This is a genomic window from Kaarinaea lacus (assembly GCF_975902315.1).
Genome location: NZ_CDLKIE010000347.1, coordinates 1 through 16,999 on the forward strand (window position 1 = coordinate 1; position 16,999 = coordinate 16,999).

Genomic DNA, 16,999 nt, shown 5'->3' on the forward strand with positions numbered 1-16,999 from the left:
CTAATGGGACACAGGGTACTGACGTAGCGTAAGCGTATCGCCGCGCTGGGTAAATTCCAGATGTTTCAGGAACGTCATTCCCAGCAATATCTCCATGTCTTTGACATTGGGATTTATGGAAGCACCCACATTGTCCAGTTCTATATGTCCAATGGCAACATTATCCAACACGGTTGCATATCCACGCGCCGGTCCATTTGCCGTTTGAAAATGCACTGTCGGGCCCCTGCTCAATCCCAGCTCATCAGCGATTCGAGATGGGATGGCGATATCTGTTGCACCAGTATCCAACATAAAGGTTACTGGCTTGTTGTTGATGAATCCGGAAGTAACATAATGCCCTCTTCGATTTCGCTCCAATATAACCTCACGTACACCATCCGTAGTAACTACATTTGCAACACTTTGGTTGGGGTTGTACTCATGTTCTGACCATTTGGTGAAAAACATAGTGAACAACCAAAGCACGATTGCCCACATAGCCACAACCATCCAGATTCCCATGCGCCTGGGTTTGTCCTGCTCAAAACGATCGTGGTCAATAGACATGGCAACAATTAGAATATCAAATTATAAAGAGCTTCACTAAAAACGAGTTCGCTTACGCTCAATAATATAGAGTTCCTGATAGCCAAAAAGTGCATTCAAATGATGCAAAAAAGCGTGGCTACCTTTTTCCTCCCATACTAGATCAATCTTATTACTGATCTCTCGGAATTGTTCAACCTGCTCAGTCACATTCTGACTGTCACTCTCATTGCTTTGTTTAAGGTATTCGCCAACGAGATTTAACCATGTTTTACTTACACCCATCGCAAACTCTGGCCAGGCTTTTTGTAGTTCAATGGGCCAGCTGTTATCACTGGTAGTTTCTACCTCAGCCCGCGCGATCCCATTAATATCATAAAAAGACATTCGATCAATATAATTTTCGTTCAGCAATATCTGGACAAGCTCACTTTCTTTTACCTGCTTATAAATCAATTCACCACTGCTACGATTACTATAAAAAATAAAACTGAACTGGTGGCCAGAGGCATCCGCTGCCGCTCGGCGATGGAAGCGCCATAAACTAATTTTCTGTTCATATTGATCCAGAACAGGTTTAATAATTTTGTAGGCTACCAAAGTATCCATATACCAGGCCGGATCTTCATCTTCCTGCATGTTCCGATGAAACCCAATTTGCCACCATCCCAGGTCTGATTCGGCGGCAGCTGCTGAGCTTATTACGGTATGTCTGGCGTTTACCGAACCTTCCAACTTTTGCGTTTGCGGTGAAAACGAAGCACAAGCACTTAACAGTGCACAGAACAGGATCACAAGCAGGCGAAAAAAATTAAATTTGATAACAGGCATCTTATAATGAGAAATAACAGTATTAGGGACAACGAACATTTAAAAATCGCTTCAGGTGTATACTGACGAAATTTTCTCTGTCCCAGGGTTTTCCAGACAACTCATGCTTGTAGCGCAAGGGCACAATATAAGCCCAGGCAATAATGATCTGACTATGGCCGGTTTCCACTACTACTTTACGACGTTCATAGAACCTGTCTTCATATCGGTCCAGCAATTTAAATTGTTTAGGCGTTACACCATGATACAGCACTCCGTCTACTCGCGCCGCCGAATTACGGATAATGCCGGGATAGTTGCGATTAACTAATAAAAAGCGTTCGTAGCCGGGTAATTCTGCGTATTCCCCCACCAGCGTAGTGCCTAACACTTTTTTTACCACCTGGGGAAACTCCAGCGTGCCATAAACAAACAATCGATGCATGATTAAGTTATAGGCGGTTTATACAAAACAATCAATACCTTATAACACCCCTGTCAGCTCTTGAAAAACCAACATCAAACCCAATTTAAATAACAGCAATTGCTCACCCAGAGGATTGCGCTTTTTACACTCTGGCTTGATAGAAATATAAGCCACTACTTCATATTGCTTAACAGGAGAATATGACAATGGTAAATTTTGACTTTTCACCTTTATTTCGCTCATCCATTGGCTTTGACCACATGGTTTCATTACTGGACTCAGCACGCCGTATTGACCAGGGCGCTAATAGTTACCCCCCCTATAATATCGAACGCACCGGGGACGATGCTTACAGAATCTCTATGGCTGTCGCGGGATTTGCTCAATCTGAATTGAATGTAGAAACCAAGGAAAACACGCTAACGATCAGCGCTGTTAAAAACAAGGATGACACTAAGAACTATCTGTATCACGGTATTGCCGAGCGCAATTTTGAACGTCGCTTTCAACTAGCCGACCATGTAAAAGTAACCGACGCAAAACTTGAAAATGGCCTGTTGCACATAGATCTGGTTCGTGAAATTCCGGAAGCCATGAAACCGCGCACCATCCAAATTCAGGCAGAAAAAAGCAAGTTGCTGGAAGGTGAAACAGCTTAAACCTGTTTCAATTAAATGATAACAGCCAGGCATACGGGGCCAGTGATGGCCCCGTATTAGAATCAACCTGGGTAAAAATTATTTTTCTGTCTTTTTAATCAGTAGAACGCCCAAATACAACGCCATTACTATATCAAATCCCACGCAAAACCACGCATACCACTGCGGAACATAGGGCGCGGTTTCGGCAGGATACAAGCCCATATCCCACAACACGTGCAGTAGCCACCCCAATACAATAAACCAGAACGAATACTGGTATCCCAACCAGATTAAGAGTAAAAACAGCAATAAGCCAACGATTTCAATGGTAATATAGAGCTGGTTCTGGCTTGCCAATGCAAATAGTACATAAACTAATGCAGCGAGCAACAACGCAAGTGCGCCAATAGTGAGCCTTGTTCTTTCATTAAACCGCTTTAAGTAAAATAGCAATCCCGCAGCCAGCAAGATACCGGAGACAAGCGCTGAGCTTACAGTAACAACCGGTATTTCACTCAACATAAAGTATTACCCTAAATAAAGAAAAGAATTCTTCTTACTGCTACGCAAAGTCAACCAAAGCCAGACAACACTATAAAGTCGTTTTGTCGAGCGACTTCCACTGCCACAAATATTTACACACAATAGTCCGATAAGGCCGCCAGTTCTCCGCGATATCAGCCATACGTTTTTTCAATACCCTGCCATCGTGCTCCAGGTTGTACAATTTTTTCATTGCCTGTTGAATACCCAGGTCATCGGGGGCAAATACGTCTTTTCGGTCAAAAGCAAACATCAGTAACATTTCCACGGTCCAGCGACCGACACCTTTTATCTGCGTCAGGTGGATAATGAGATCCTCATCCTTCATTTTGTTAAGTTGAGAAAAATTTAGCCCGTCATCCTGCAGCGCAAACGCTGAAACATTTTTTATATAGCCTGCCTTCTGTTGGGACAAACCCGCTTTGCGCAAGGTAACGACTTTTAACCTGCTGATTCTTTCAGGATCTGGATAACGGTTATCGAATAAATCGAGAAAACGGTTGAATATAGTATCTGCTGCCCTGGTTGATAATTGCTGTGCAACAATGGAAGAAAGAAGCGCATGATGTATATCAGTGTTCTTTCGGGGTCGTGGAAACCGGCACGATGAAATAACCGGTAAAAGTCGTTTATCCCTGTTGAGTAAATAATTTTTAATTTGCTGCTGGGTGGGCATTACGATTTAATTATTCTTGATGAATCGTATTTTCTTATGCTTTATAAAGTTTATCGATAGTAGCTAAAAAGATATACCACACGGCGTCTATTCATAATCAGGCTATTTAGTAAAATTCGATACCTGTCCAGATTGTGGTACATGGAAAACTTGATTACAATACACATCTAGAGGCTCAATGCCATTTCGAAACCTAGTTGACATAAATTTTTTACGGTAATTTGCAACACACTGCTTGACGCACCAAAATCACACACTACAATTCCTGTAGTACGATTATCTCCCAATACTGAGTTCAGGGCGTACATAAATTCTTAGTGGATGAGTTGCAGTACTGATTATCAACCACTATGAAATATTCGGTAGTGAAGACACATAGGTAGTCATGAGGAGATAACAATGACACCCATTTATCGTTCGCCAGATCAGGAACAAACGAAGGCGATACAGTCCCTGCTTTTGGATCACCAGATCCAAGCCTCGATCATCGAAAGCAAAAAATCCGATCCGCAGTATAAATCTCCCACAGTAATCTGGTATGAGCTGTGGCTGAAAAATTATTCGGAGCTTAATCGAGCTCGAACGATCATCACTCAACACGAATTTACGGCGTTTAAAAGCCAGATGTCTACTTTCAAAACCTCTGTCGAAACAATTCCAGACTCAGTTCAGCCAGAAAATAATAGCAACGTCGAAAAATTTCCTACAATAGAACAACTGGAAAGGGACGATGATGAAGTACTGGTTGAAGATCGACCAATGCCTGTTGCAAGTAAGCCTAGAGACGACCTGATTCCCATTAACAACAAACGTGTATTTAAACGCCTCGGATTGTTATTGGGATTCACTGAAGAAGAAATAGAAAAAACGGATAATAACAAACTGTATCGTCCGTGGGATGCCGATAGCTTGATGGAGACAGTTAAGAATCTCAAACGTAAATGTAGCTAGTTCGCCAGTATTGCGGGCAGTTTATGACGGACTGCAACTGATCATTTGCTTTGTCTATGTCGCACCGCATTCGCAAGCGTTTCCAATAGCGGCATAGTTTGATCCCAGCTAATACATGCGTCGGTAATACTCTGCCCGTAGGTCAAATCTTTGCCCGCTTCAACATTTTGCCGGCCTTCAATCAGATGGCTTTCTATCATTGCCCCCATGATATCGTTATTACCCGACTCAATTTGTTGCGCCACATCTTCACCCACGCCAATTTGACGCTGGTAGACCTTCTGACTATTAGCGTGGCTGAAATCAATCATGATACGAGGATTCACTTTGGCATCCCGCAGTGCATCTGTGGCAGTTTTCACGCTAGCTGCGTCATAATTTGGCTCTTTACCGCCGCGTAAAATAATATGGCAATCTTCATTGCCTGATGTATTGAATATTGCCGAATGCCCTGCCTTGGTCATCGAGAGAAAGCAATGTGGTCGCATCGCAGCCCGAATGGCATCAATAGCCACTTTAAGGGTTCCATCAGTGCCGTTCTTAAAACCTACTGGACAGGATAAGCCGGAAGCCAGTTCACGGTGCACCTGACTTTCCGTTGTACGAGCCCCAATTGCACCCCAGCTCACCAGATCTGCGACGTATTGTGGCGTAATTAAATCCAGGAATTCCGTACCTGCTGGTACACCCAGGTCATTAATATCAATTAACAACTGGCGTGCCAGTCGCAAACCTTTGTTGATTTCATAGCTATCATCCAGGTTTGGATCATTAATCAAACCTTTCCAGCCAACGGTTGTGCGTGGCTTTTCAAAATAAACCCGCATGACAATTAATAACTCTTTCGCCCACTGCGCTCTGGCCTGTTGAATATGTCGGGCATAATCCATCGCCGCTGCTGGATCATGAATAGAACAGGGGCCCACTACAACCAGCAGTCGATTGTCTTCGCTATGTAACACACGATGAATTTCGGTACGTGATTTCGAGACAGTGTCCGCAGCCGAATCGGTTATTGGACATTCATCGTGTAAAACTTCAGGTGTAATTACCTTGTTTATGGACTGAATGCGTAAATCTTCTGTTGTGCTATGCATTGTTGCTTACCACTTTCAATAATCCGTTTAACTTAGAGTTAATAGTATTTTAAGCATCGTAGCCAAGATTTGGTGCCAACCAACGCTCCATCTCTTCCACGCTCATCCCTTTGCGTTGAGCGTAAGACTCCACCTGGTCCTTGTTAATTTTGCCAACCGCAAAATAACGTGACTCGGGATGTGAAAAATAGAAGCCCGAAACTGAAGCTGCTGGATGCATCGCAAAGCTCTCCGTGAGTGAGATTCCGGTATTTTTTTCCGCATCCAGCAACTGCCACAACAGGGCTTTTTCCGTATGATCCGGACAGGCGGGATAACCCGGCGCGGGACGAATACCCCGGTATTCTTCCCGAATCAGCGCATCATTATCCAATGCTTCCTCTTCATTATACGCCCAGTATTCCTTGCGCACTTTCTCATGCATTAGCTCGGCGAATGCCTCTGCCAGACGATCGGCCAATGCTTTTAGCATGATGGCATTATAATCGTCATGCTGTTGTTCAAAGCGCTTTACGTGCTCGTCGATACCAATTCCGGCTGTTACGGCAAATGCACCGATAGTGTCATTCAAGCCACTCGACCTGGGTGCCACAAAATCTGCCAGGCAATAATTAGGTTTGTTGTCGGCTTTTTCCTGTTGTTGTCGTAGTTGATGCAGGGTTATTAATACCTGCTCGCGATTTTCGCTTGTATACACCTCGATATCATCGTCATTAACACTGTTTGCCGGAAACAAACCGATGACTGCCCTGGCACTTAACCAGTTTTCCTTGATAATTGTATCAAGCATGTTCTGTGCGTCATCGTATATCTTTTGCGCCTCCTGGCCCTTGTCAGGATCACTTAACACCTTGGGATAACTGCCTTTGATCTCCCAGGTATGAAAAAAAGGTGTCCAGTCAATATAGTGCCGAATACTCTGCAACGGATAGTCTTCAATGACCTGTATGCCATATTTGTTAGGAATCGGCGGAACATAGTGTTCCCAATCAAAAGCAAATTTGTTTTCGCGAGACTTTTTGTAACTCAACCAGCTGGTTTTGGCGCGGCGATTGGCATGACTCTCCCGAACGGTGACATATTCCTGCTTGATACTGTCTACAAAGGAATCCTTTAATTCCTCGCTGACCAGGTTTTGCGCCACCCCCACTGCTCGCGATGCATCTTTCACCCACACAACGGGGTGTTGATAATTAGGCTCAATTTTTACCGCAGTATGCGCGCGAGATGTAGTGGCACCACCAATCAATAAAGGTATGGACATTTCCAGGCGCTGCATTTCTTTGGCAACATGCGCCATTTCTTCCAGTGACGGTGTGATCAAGCCGGACAGGCCAATAATATCGACGTTCTCTTTTTGCGCGGTTTCCAGAATCGTATTGGCGGGCACCATCACACCAAGATCTATTACTTCGAAATTATTACATTGCAGGACAACGCCCACGATATTTTTACCTATATCATGCACATCACCTTTAACAGTAGCCATGAGTACTTTACCGTTACTTATTCCACCGCCGGATTTCTCTTCCTCGATAAAGGGTATCAAATGGGCAACCGCTTTTTTCATGACGCGAGCGCTTTTTACCACCTGCGGCAAAAACATTTTACCTTCACCAAACAGGTCGCCCACCACATTCATCCCATTCATGAGCGGACCTTCGATCACCTGGATGGGTCGATCAAACTGTTGTCTCGCTTCTTCGGTATCCTCAACGATATATTGGTCGATACCTTTGACCAATGCATGGGATAGACGCTCCGCAACCGGACTGTCACGCCAGGCCAGGTCTTTTTCCTTGCTTTGCACACTACCATCACCTTTGTATTTATCGGCAATGGACAATAAGCGGTCGGTCGCATCGTCATGGCGATTAAGAATCACATCTTCAACATGTTCACGTAATTCCGCTGGAATCTCTTCATAAACCGCGAGCTGCCCGGCATTAACAATGCCCATATCCATGCCCGCCTTGATCGCGTGGTATAAAAATACCGCATGGATAGCTTCCCGGACCGGATTGTTGCCACGAAATGAAAATGACACATTCGACACGCCACCAGACACTTTGGCATGAGGAAGCGTCTGCTTAATGATGCGGGTAGCCTCAATAAAGTCCACCGCATAATTGTTGTGTTCCTCAATACCAGTAGCGACTGCAAAAATGTTGGGATCAAAAATAATATCTTCCGGCGCAATACCAATTTCTTCGGTCAAAATCTGATAGGAACGGGTACAAATTTCGACTTTGCGCTCAATGGTATCCGCCTGACCCTGTTCGTCAAAGGCCATCACAATAACCGCAGCACCATATTTTCTACACAACCGAGCGTGTTCAACGAATTGTGCTTCACCTTCTTTCAGGCTGATGGAATTTACGACACCCTTGCCTTGAATGCACTTAAGGCCCTTCTCGATAATCGACCACTTGGAGGAATCGATCATCACAGGCACCCGGGAAATGTCCGGATCTGAAGCAACCAGGTTCAAAAATGTCTCCATGGCTTTTTCACCGTCCAGCATGGCTTCATCCATATTGACGTCGATGATTTGTGCGCCATTCTCGACCTGTTCCCGCACCACTTCTAATGCGGTGTCATAATCTTCTTCCAGGATTAATCGCTTGAACTTCGCTGATCCTGTCACATTGGCACGTTCACCAACGTTCACAAACAAAGAATCCTTTCCAATATTCAATGGCTCCAGACCACTGAGCCGGCACCTGGGCTCCAGGATCGGAACATTACGCGGTGCAACATCCGCGACAGCGTGTGCAATGGCTTCAATATGCGCTGGCGTTGTACCGCAGCAACCACCCACAATATTCAGGAAACCACTTTGCGCCCACTCGTGAATCTGGCCGGCCATGGATTCAGGTGATTCATCATATTCACCAAATGCATTGGGTAATCCCGCGTTGGGGTGTGCGCTGATGAAGGTATCCGCAATGGAAGAAAGCTCTTCTACGTACTGCCGTAATTCTCTGGCACCCAGTGCGCAATTCAATCCGAAACTTATGGGTTTAGCATGACGTAAGGAATTCCAGAAGGCTTCAGTAACCTGACCAGATAATGTTCGCCCACTGGCATCGGTAATTGTCCCCGAAATCATGACAGGCAAACGCTTATTGTGACTTTCAAAGTAAGACTCAATGGCAAAGATGGCTGCTTTGGCGTTAAGCGTATCGAATATGGTTTCGACTAGCAGTAGATCAGCACCACCTTCCACGAGGCCATGGATTGCCTCGTCATAAGATCTCACCAGCGTATCGAAGTTAATATTTCGGTAACCCGGATTATTAACATCCGGCGAAATACTGGCAGTACGATTGGTAGGACCTAACACTCCCGCGACAAAACGCGGTTTGCCGGATTGTTGTGCCACTTCGTCCGCTGCTTCCCGGGCAATACGTGCTGATTGAAAGTTCAGGTCATACACGATGTGCTCTAACGCGTAGTCTGCCTGAGCCACAGAAGTCGCATTAAAGGTGTTGGTTTCAAGAATATCCGCACCCGCATTAAGGTAGGCCGTATGAATTTCTTTAATAATCTGCGGCTGGGTCAGAGACAACAAATCATTATTGCCCTTTAAGTCGGATGGGTGATCTTTAAATTGCTCACCACGATAGTCCTGCTCTTCCAGCTTATAGCCCTGGATCATGGTACCCATGGCACCATCCAGTATTAAAATACGTTGTTTAAGCAGGTTTTCTATACTATTCATTCCAGATCCTTCACTGGCCCGTTAAAATTCCTGGCAATATCAATGGGCGACGTCGAAAAGCCGGCTATTCTACCACGTAAACAAAAAACTGGCTTTTTTTTAGACCAACAGCAGTTGCTTGGCAGGAAATCCAGGTTAAATGCTTTAAAATCAATATATTATAGAGGAATGCGACCAACAGGGTCGCGTGTTCAGAAGCGGTTATTGACTAACACTGCTCCCAGGGTAATCCGTGAAAGCGCCACCCACCCGTGCTACTACGATGATGCTTGTCATCCAGTGCACCTTCAAATCCTTCTTCGACATTGTAGACTTCAGGAAATCCTGCTTCGACTAACAACTCGCCAGCTTCATGGGACCGTTTGCCGGACCTGCAAATTAATACCACTGGAGCACAACCATCCACGCCACAGGTCAACCCGCCCAACATCACCTGCCGGACCTGCGTAACGAAGTTGGGATTAACGATCCAGTCCGGTTCGTCAATCCACGGTATATGAATAGCGCCAACCGGATGGCCAACAAATAAAAACTCCATCCCGGATCGCACATCAATCAAGGTGGCACTCGGTTCTTTGTGGACCAGCTCGTAGGCTTCTTTCGGTGACAGTCCTATCACTTTACTTTCATTTTCCGGCATTTTCCTGGTTCCCTTTTCTTTACCATACAGTTCTCAAACAGTTAGCGCGATTAAAGCAGCGCCACCCGGGTCCGATTTATTAACTGGTAACCGTTAAACGGGGATCAGTTAGTCTTATAATATGCTGTTCCCATGACATACGGCATTCCGGAGTTGATAATTATCTAAAACCGTTATAATTATATTCGTGTATTGTAATTCAGTACTAAAAATTAGCAATCTACATTCTATACACGATACACTGATTGCCAGCGCTCAACTTTCAATCAGCTCTCTTTGAATTGAGTATTGTACAGACCTTCAACACAGTATATTAGTTTAGAAACATGGCAGATCCTATTCCAGTTGTTCCCATAAAACCACCCAAGGCCCTGTTACGTCCCATTGGCAGAGCCATCGCTGACTACAACATGATAAAAGCCGGTGACAAGGTACTAGTTGCCGTATCCGGGGGTAAAGATTCCCTGACCATGCTGCACGTGCTTTTGCACTTAAAACGCAATGCGCCAGTCAATTTTGAGGTTGGGGCCATCACAGTGGATCCGCAAATCGAGGGCTATGATCCTTCGCACCTTAAAGAATATATGCACTCGTTAGGTGTGAAATTTTTTTACCAGTCACAACCCATCATGCAACGAGCAGTGGAGCATATGGGAAAGGTCTCTTATTGTTCTTTTTGCTCCCGAATGAAGCGCGGAATCATGTACGCCACGGCACGCCGCGAAGGTTACAACGTGCTTGCTCTCGGCCAACACCTGGATGACCTGGCCGAAAGCTTTTTGATGTCTGCATTCCATGGCGGACAATTGCGAACCATGAAAGCTCATTACGTCAATGATGAAGGTGACTTACGGGTAATTCGACCGTTAATTTATGCGCGCGAACGCCAAACAGCCGCTTATGCAACGGAATGCGGCCTGCCAATTGTCGCTGATAGCTGCCCATCATGCTTTCAAATGCCGACACAACGCCTGCATATGAAGGAACTGTTAGCGGAAGAAGAAAAGAAAAACCGAAACCTGTTTAAAAATTTACTCACCACCATGAGACCATTGTTAAATCAGGATTACTATGTGCGTGCTTCTGACGTTGAAATGAAATAACGGCTTTCCCTGCTTCCTTTCATAATCCTTTCTGTATAAACAGAGTAATTTCGTTATAATGGCTGCTATTCTGGCACAACCCATTAGCTACAACGATTTCTAATTAAACTGATATACCTGAACGCTAGTATTTAACTGTCATGCAGGCCACGCTCGTTAAATTTTTCATTCAGCTGCTAGCGTTGCTGCCGTTTCGTATCACCTATTTATTAGGATCGATGTTGGGTTATCTGGTTTACCTTATCCCTAACTCACTACAAAGACCTGCAAAAATCAATATTGATCTTTGTTTTCCGGAACTGACAGAAAAACAGCGAGCACGCATCTACAAAGATAGCTTTATTGAACTGGGACGCGTCGCCGCCGAAACAGGTGCGCTATTACTGTGGAACAAGAACCGCACTTTTAACCTGGTAAAGAAGGTCAGTGGCGTCGAGTTATTTGATGCGGCTTTTGACCGGGGAAAAGGCGTTATTATTGCAGCACCACATCACGGCGCATGGGAAATGATAGGTTTATTTTGCTCCAGTAAATTTACCATCACTTCACTTTACCGGCCATTGCGCATCAGTAAACTGGATCCCATCGTCAAGCAGGCACGCGAAAGATTCGGCGCCACATTAGTACCAACCAACGCCAGTGGCGTTCGGGCGTTATACAAGGCGTTGGAAAATAATCAACTGGCCGGAATACTGCCTGATCAGGATCCTGGAAACGAAGGTAGTGTTTTTGCACCCTTTTTTGGTATCCCTGCAAGCACAATGACCTTGTTACCCAGGTTAGCCGGTAAAAGCGGTGCGACTGTTATTTTTGGCTACGCGGAGCGATTACCCAGGGGTGCTGGATATCATCTTCATTTTTTACCGGCACCAGGCCCTATTCAGGGGAAAGACTTTGTTGAATCGGCCACACTAATAAACAAAGGCGTTGAGAACTGCATCAGGCAATCGCCTGCGCAATATCAATGGTCTTACCGGCGCTTTAAAACCCGACCGGAAGGAGAACCCGGATTCTATTAAACTAAGCTATCATCCATCACGCTTATTGCTTGCTCGCCTGATAGTTCTCAATAATATTTTCGATACGCTTTTTATTAACCCCCATGTCACCATGCCCTACACGAGAAGCACTGCGCAAATGGATCAATCCCTGTTGCTCATCCAGCCTGGCTTCGAAATCATCCACAAAGCGAAACACCGGTGTCCTGTAGGTTGCCCATAAATACATACCATCATCTGTTTCGATTTCGCCACCCGTTGCAATAACAACACGCTTCAGTGCCTCCCACGCAGTAGCTGCTTCAAGGCCCTGGATATTAATGGGCTCAGCATTTTTATTGTCAAACGCTTCAGTACAAATACAGTTAGGTGTTGCTTTACAGGCTTGTAGTTTTCCTTTGAATAAGCCATGACTACCGCCGTACTGAGACATGACTGACATGGCAATCAGTACGACAACAACGAACGCAGCGAGTGAAGCGAGTGTTACCATGGTCCCCTTGATTATCTTTTTCATTACTCGATCATTTGGTTTGTGTTGTTAAAAAAATAGAACTGATATTGAATACCAGCGTTAACGAGAGCTCGAAAGTATAACGCCATTCTGACCGAGGTGGCTGATAAACTGTGCTTATGAATATAAATCCATGGGACCTGATTTGCATCAATTTTATAAATGTGACCCCGTTCACGTATCCTTAAGAGGCATTCTGTTTGTACGATATATTTCATATATCGTAACAATCGATTTAAGGTGGAATAGTGAATACTGAGAAGCGAATGGGTATGCCTCCAATTCCCTCGGATTACGAAAATTTACTTTCGGCATCGCAAATGGTGGCACTACGGAGCATTGAAGGCTATGGCTGGTCTTTACACTTTATTCGCCGCGAAGGCCTGGAAACGCCCATAGCGGTCATCAAAGGTGCGGATGGAGTGGCAATTGGTATGATTGACGAAGAAGGCAATCTGAACATGAATCCAAGTATCAATATCCGAGACTGAATGCTGCGATACCGGGTCATTCACTCCAGGATTTGGGGATAATCACTCGTTTTTCGAAATTCCAGGTGGTTTTATAAAATGATTCGATAGAGTCTTTGACAATCTGCCGCTTGAAGGCATAGTCGATTTTTAGCCATCTTTGCGCAAGACCCTTGGCAACACCGGCTTCCTTTAACGACTCTCTCAATATCTCGTGCCGTATATCGTACAATTCCTGGGTAATATACATTTGTCGGTGAGACATCCTGGGTTGTTTTCCCCAGTAATCGACGTTTCCCCCCATTTTTTCCGCCATAAAACTGGTCTGCCGACTTTCAATCGCTTCCTGATCATGCCCCTCAAAAAACAGCTTTAGCCACGGATGTGCATATACTTTGTCGTAAAATATTTTATGCACTTTCTGCAATGTCGCCAAACCACCGACTTCATCAAACAAACTTAATTTTTCAACCACTTCCATTGCTTCTCACCAAAGGTCACGCTAACTGAACAGGAAACACAGCAATAACTAAGAATATTCAACCAAACCAAAATGGTATTGGATAATAATCATTGTACGATTTTTGGAAATTTAAGCGATGAGAAAATGTGGATTACTAGAGCGAGATCAAAAACTGGATCAGTTTAGATTATCTTCCTTGAAATAGAGTTCTACGAAAAATTCTCCGGAATCAGTTTCAAACGGCAAGATAATCGTGGACGCGTTGTTATTGTGAATAATATGCTTTTCATCGTCTACAATCACCGATGGAAAAGTTAGCTCAAAATCATACCCCTGTTCCTGCAGTTTAGCCTTTGCACCACCCGCCATCATGTTTGCAATTTCACCTACCAGATCACGTACCATTTCATCGATGGTATTAGTTTCCATGCGCAGCATACGCCGGGCAATTTCCAGAGCCACAGGCTTGGTGAAACTGATAGCCAATGAACCAGTTTTTTGTTTGCTAACCAGATCAATTATACCGGTTACATCTCCTGGAATTTTTTTATTGGTCTTGACGGAAGGTTTGCCCGACGCTGGCTCCATATCCGCCATCGTCGCCAATACATTGATGATTGATTCCTGAATCGAATTGATAAATTGTTCTTTCATTTAACTTGCCCCAACGGGAATTGGATATCATCCAGAACTCTGACGAAGTACTGCCAGAAATCGACCTTCCAGGTTTCAGAACACCCAATAAACCAATCAATAACATGCGAGTGGCTAAGCTTTAAAAAATTCTCAGGTAGCGATTTAGCCATCCATTCCTTACTAGAAATTATTATCAGCACTTATTGTAAAAAACTTGAATGCATTCACACAGTTTTTCAATAATTTGGCAGCTTATCTTCCCATATAAGCGTTAGGGGTTTTTAATCACCAAACGGGAAATAAAAAAGGCGGACCACGGCCCGCCTTTTTGTTCAGTTATTCAAATCAGCACTAACGCATAGCAACGCTGGTGCCATACTCCTGCCTGATTTGGGCCAACATGGCCTGTGCTTGCAGCAATCCCTGAGTGGCGGCTTTTTCCAGCCAATAAGTAGCTTCCGCAATATTTTGTTCTACACTGGTTCCTTCCACCAGCAGTCGACCAACATTGTATTGAGCCAGTGCATAACCTTGCAATGCCGCCTTCTTATACCAGGAAACTGCTGCGTCGATATTGAACTTAACACCCCTGGCATTCTCATACATTACCGCCAATGAATTTTGCGCGACAGGATCGCCCTTCTGAGCGTGAACATCGTATTCTGATGCAGCAATTCGATACAGATGCTGTGCATATTTTTCATTCCGCTCCACGACCTCACCGACTTCGTAAAATCGCGCCAGTTTTTCCATGGCAATGTGATGCCCTTGTTGTGCTGATTTTTTGTACCAGTGCACTGCCTGCGCGAGATTACGCTTTGTACCCTTACCATGGTGGTAGCGTTCAGCCAGTGTAAATTGCATATGCGCTACACCGTCGAGCGCCGCCTGCTTGTTCCACTTGAATGCCTGGTGCTCATTTGCACTGGTGCCTTTGCCTTCTTTGTACATGCGCAGCAACATATGCGATGCCCCACTGTTACCATGCGCTGCGGCTGATTCGAAATGTTTAGCAGCGCTCTGGTAGTCACCCTGCACAAATGCCATTAAACCATCGTCATAGCTATCTGCCATCGCGTTGAAAGACGCAACACTCAATACTGTTGCTGTACATAACTTTCTTATAAATGAATGAGCGATCGACATAAAACCAGGTCTCCTACTTTATTAATCGTTTGCGTTCCGGCCGTGTAGCCATAGATATTGCTTAAGGATTGAACGTCCAGGCTGGTTATTTCTTGATATGTTGAGGTGGTGGTCACAAATAAAATGCGAACAAAGTCACAATATTTCTCCTTTCGTGCCGATATATGGTAAACAGCTTTGGATATAATCAAAAAATAGTCGAATTTATCTTTTTAAATCAATTTGTTACAAGTTTTTTGAAATATTATTGGAATATATTGAAATCGTAGACTAAGATAAAGATCAGTAATCATTGAATAAGATAAGAGCTTATGAAACTACAGCAACTAAGATATATATGCGAAGTGGCCCGCCGAGGGCTTAACGTCTCCAGCGCGGCTGAACGCCTGCACACCGCCCAGTCCGGTATCAGCACCCAAATCCGCTTGCTGGAAGAAGAACTCAGCGTGCAAATTTTTGAACGCCACGGAAAGCGACTGGTCAGCATTACTCCTGCTGGTCGCACTATCATTGAAATGGCTGAACGAATTCTCTGTGAAGCGGAAAATATTCAGCAAGTCAGCGAACAACTCAATGACCAAAGCAAAGGCACGCTATCTATCGCGACCATACACGCGTATGCGAATTACAGTTTGCCTCCGCTGATTAAAAAGTTTTCCAGCCAGTATCCCGGCATCCAGCTACGTATCCACCAGGGTGATCCCGACCAGCTGGTCGACATGGTGTTGTCTCGCACCGCCGATCTCGCAATTACCACCTCGCCGGAAAATGTGCCCGACGAATTGATCATGTTGCCTTATCGTACCTGGAAACTGGCGGCAATCACTCTGGCAAATCACCCACTGCAGGATATTAATCCTTTAACGCTGGAATCACTGGCGGCCTATCCACTGGTCACTTATGATTATGCTTTTGCCAGCCGTTCTTCCATCAACAGTGCCTTTGATGAAAAAGGTTTAATGACCAATATTGCATTAACCGCACACGATTCAGATATCATCAAGACTTATGTGAAACTGGGTCTCGGTGTTGGCCTGGTAGCAAAAAGTTCTATCGACGAGGAAAAAGACGGCGACTTGCGTGTCATCGACGCCAGTCATTTATTTGAGTCAGGTACAACGTATATTTGCCTGCATCGTGGCAAACATATGCGTGATTATGTGTATACTCTGATCAATTATCTGGCGCCGGATATCACTCGCGAAGTGATAGAAAAAGCCATTCATGGTGATGAGGAAAAAAGCGCTTAGCCTTTACAATAAGTAACTTTTACAATAATTGTATCTGAGATTTTCCAAACCCTTTTAACGGTGGCGTAATGTATTCACCTGTTGCGCCACCAGTAAAGCTTCGTTACGAAAACCCTGTTTTACATTACCTACCAAAGCCTCTTCACGGTATACGAGTATACGCAAACTCGAAAACAACGCTAAAAGCTCATTTGGCTTAAGGAGAAATTTCGGATTACCGGGACCCGTGTCGGTCACTTTTTCCTGGGTAAAAGTTTGATAAAACAGCAATCCACCCGGTTTTAACGCCGCTATCAAATCACTAATAATTGCTCTGTCCAGGTAACGTGATACTACAATGACATCAAAGCTTTGAGCGGTGGGAGGAGTTGTGACTACGTCA

General features: G+C 44.6%; 19 protein-coding genes. 6 read left to right on the forward strand and 13 right to left on the reverse strand.

The genetic code is table 11. The annotated features are described in order from the left end of the window. From ACWVCM_RS11170 to ACWVCM_RS11180, 3 genes are read right to left on the reverse strand one after another with little or no spacing between them, the layout of a single operon-like run. Nucleotides 1–549: a retropepsin-like aspartic protease family protein gene (locus ACWVCM_RS11170; RefSeq protein WP_455201834.1), complete on the reverse strand. Its 549-nt coding sequence runs from the start codon at nt 547–549 to the stop codon at nt 1–3. A gap of 36 nt (nt 550–585) precedes the next feature. Next, on the reverse strand, nt 586–1,359 hold the full coding sequence (locus ACWVCM_RS11175) for a hypothetical protein (RefSeq protein WP_455201835.1): 774 nt from the start codon (nt 1,357–1,359) through the stop codon (nt 586–588). A gap of 22 nt (nt 1,360–1,381) precedes the next feature. Beyond that, nucleotides 1,382–1,783, reverse strand: coding sequence for a gamma-glutamylcyclotransferase family protein (locus ACWVCM_RS11180; RefSeq protein WP_455201836.1), 402 nt, complete (start codon nt 1,781–1,783; stop codon nt 1,382–1,384). Nucleotides 1,784–1,971: 188 nt separating this feature from the next. Here ACWVCM_RS11180 and ACWVCM_RS11185 point away from each other — a divergent pair, with 188 nt between their 5' ends. Beyond that, nucleotides 1,972–2,424 carry an Hsp20 family protein gene (locus tag ACWVCM_RS11185; RefSeq protein WP_455201837.1) on the forward strand — a complete coding sequence of 151 codons (453 nt, stop codon included), beginning with the start codon at nt 1,972–1,974 and terminating at the stop codon, nt 2,422–2,424. A gap of 78 nt (nt 2,425–2,502) precedes the next feature. Here the strand turns inward: ACWVCM_RS11185 and ACWVCM_RS11190 are convergent, their stop codons facing one another. Beyond that, nucleotides 2,503–2,928 carry a DUF6010 family protein gene (locus ACWVCM_RS11190; RefSeq protein WP_455201838.1) on the reverse strand — a complete coding sequence of 142 codons (426 nt, stop codon included), beginning with the start codon at nt 2,926–2,928 and terminating at the stop codon, nt 2,503–2,505. A 70-nt stretch (nt 2,929–2,998) separates the two neighbouring features. Then, a complete protein-coding gene (locus tag ACWVCM_RS11195; RefSeq protein WP_455201839.1) occupies nt 2,999–3,625 on the reverse strand; it encodes a DNA-3-methyladenine glycosylase family protein in 627 nt (208 codons plus the stop codon). A gap of 399 nt (nt 3,626–4,024) precedes the next feature. Here ACWVCM_RS11195 and ACWVCM_RS11200 point away from each other — a divergent pair, with 399 nt between their 5' ends. Beyond that, nucleotides 4,025–4,576, forward strand: coding sequence for a hypothetical protein (locus ACWVCM_RS11200; protein WP_455201840.1), 552 nt, complete (start codon nt 4,025–4,027; stop codon nt 4,574–4,576). 41 nt (nt 4,577–4,617) lie between these two features. On the opposite strand, the gene aroG is transcribed toward ACWVCM_RS11200, so the two are convergent. The 3 genes from aroG to ACWVCM_RS11215 form a co-directional block, all read right to left on the reverse strand. Next, nucleotides 4,618–5,673, reverse strand: coding sequence for a 3-deoxy-7-phosphoheptulonate synthase AroG (gene aroG, locus ACWVCM_RS11205; RefSeq protein ID WP_455201841.1), 1,056 nt, complete (start codon nt 5,671–5,673; stop codon nt 4,618–4,620). Between the two features lie 49 nt (nt 5,674–5,722). Further along, on the reverse strand, nt 5,723–9,397 hold the full coding sequence (gene metH, locus ACWVCM_RS11210) for a methionine synthase (protein ID WP_455201842.1): 3,675 nt from the start codon (nt 9,395–9,397) through the stop codon (nt 5,723–5,725). A 208-nt stretch (nt 9,398–9,605) separates the two neighbouring features. Continuing rightward, nucleotides 9,606–10,037: a rhodanese-like domain-containing protein gene (locus tag ACWVCM_RS11215; protein WP_455201843.1), complete on the reverse strand. Its 432-nt coding sequence runs from the start codon at nt 10,035–10,037 to the stop codon at nt 9,606–9,608. Between the two features lie 326 nt (nt 10,038–10,363). Between ACWVCM_RS11215 and ACWVCM_RS11220 the strand changes: the two genes are divergently transcribed. Together ACWVCM_RS11220 and ACWVCM_RS11225 are read left to right on the forward strand one after the other, a co-directional pair. Next, nucleotides 10,364–11,140, forward strand: a complete 777-nt coding sequence (locus ACWVCM_RS11220; RefSeq protein ID WP_455201844.1) for a tRNA 2-thiocytidine biosynthesis TtcA family protein — start codon at nt 10,364–10,366, stop codon at nt 11,138–11,140. Between the two features lie 140 nt (nt 11,141–11,280). Beyond that, nucleotides 11,281–12,159, forward strand: a complete 879-nt coding sequence (locus ACWVCM_RS11225; RefSeq protein ID WP_455201845.1) for a lysophospholipid acyltransferase family protein — start codon at nt 11,281–11,283, stop codon at nt 12,157–12,159. A gap of 22 nt (nt 12,160–12,181) precedes the next feature. Here the strand turns inward: ACWVCM_RS11225 and ACWVCM_RS11230 are convergent, their stop codons facing one another. After that, nucleotides 12,182–12,655, reverse strand: a complete 474-nt coding sequence (locus ACWVCM_RS11230) for a DUF1499 domain-containing protein (protein ID WP_455201846.1) — start codon at nt 12,653–12,655, stop codon at nt 12,182–12,184. Nucleotides 12,656–12,900: 245 nt separating this feature from the next. Here ACWVCM_RS11230 and ACWVCM_RS11235 point away from each other — a divergent pair, with 245 nt between their 5' ends. Continuing rightward, nucleotides 12,901–13,143 carry a hypothetical protein gene (locus ACWVCM_RS11235; RefSeq protein ID WP_455201847.1) on the forward strand — a complete coding sequence of 81 codons (243 nt, stop codon included), beginning with the start codon at nt 12,901–12,903 and terminating at the stop codon, nt 13,141–13,143. 16 nt (nt 13,144–13,159) lie between these two features. On the opposite strand, the gene ACWVCM_RS11240 is transcribed toward ACWVCM_RS11235, so the two are convergent. The 3 genes from ACWVCM_RS11240 to ACWVCM_RS11250 all read right to left on the reverse strand — a co-directional run bounded on the left by ACWVCM_RS11240 (nt 13,160) and on the right by ACWVCM_RS11250 (nt 15,367). Further along, a complete protein-coding gene (locus ACWVCM_RS11240; protein WP_455201848.1) occupies nt 13,160–13,603 on the reverse strand; it encodes a group I truncated hemoglobin in 444 nt (147 codons plus the stop codon). Nucleotides 13,604–13,762: 159 nt separating this feature from the next. Further along, nucleotides 13,763–14,239 carry a chemotaxis protein CheX gene (locus tag ACWVCM_RS11245; RefSeq protein ID WP_455201849.1) on the reverse strand — a complete coding sequence of 159 codons (477 nt, stop codon included), beginning with the start codon at nt 14,237–14,239 and terminating at the stop codon, nt 13,763–13,765. Between the two features lie 333 nt (nt 14,240–14,572). Beyond that, on the reverse strand, nt 14,573–15,367 hold the full coding sequence (locus ACWVCM_RS11250) for a tetratricopeptide repeat protein (RefSeq protein ID WP_455201850.1): 795 nt from the start codon (nt 15,365–15,367) through the stop codon (nt 14,573–14,575). A 311-nt stretch (nt 15,368–15,678) separates the two neighbouring features. On the opposite strand from ACWVCM_RS11250, the gene ACWVCM_RS11255 reads away from it, so the two are divergent. Beyond that, the gene (locus ACWVCM_RS11255) at nt 15,679–16,617 is read left to right on the forward strand and encodes a LysR substrate-binding domain-containing protein (protein ID WP_455201851.1); all 939 of its coding nucleotides are present in this window, start codon (nt 15,679–15,681) and stop codon (nt 16,615–16,617) included. Nucleotides 16,618–16,671: 54 nt separating this feature from the next. Here the strand turns inward: ACWVCM_RS11255 and ACWVCM_RS11260 are convergent. Next, nucleotides 16,672–16,999, reverse strand: a 328-nt coding sequence (locus tag ACWVCM_RS11260; protein WP_455201852.1) for a hypothetical protein, incomplete at its 5' end; no start/stop codon positions are given.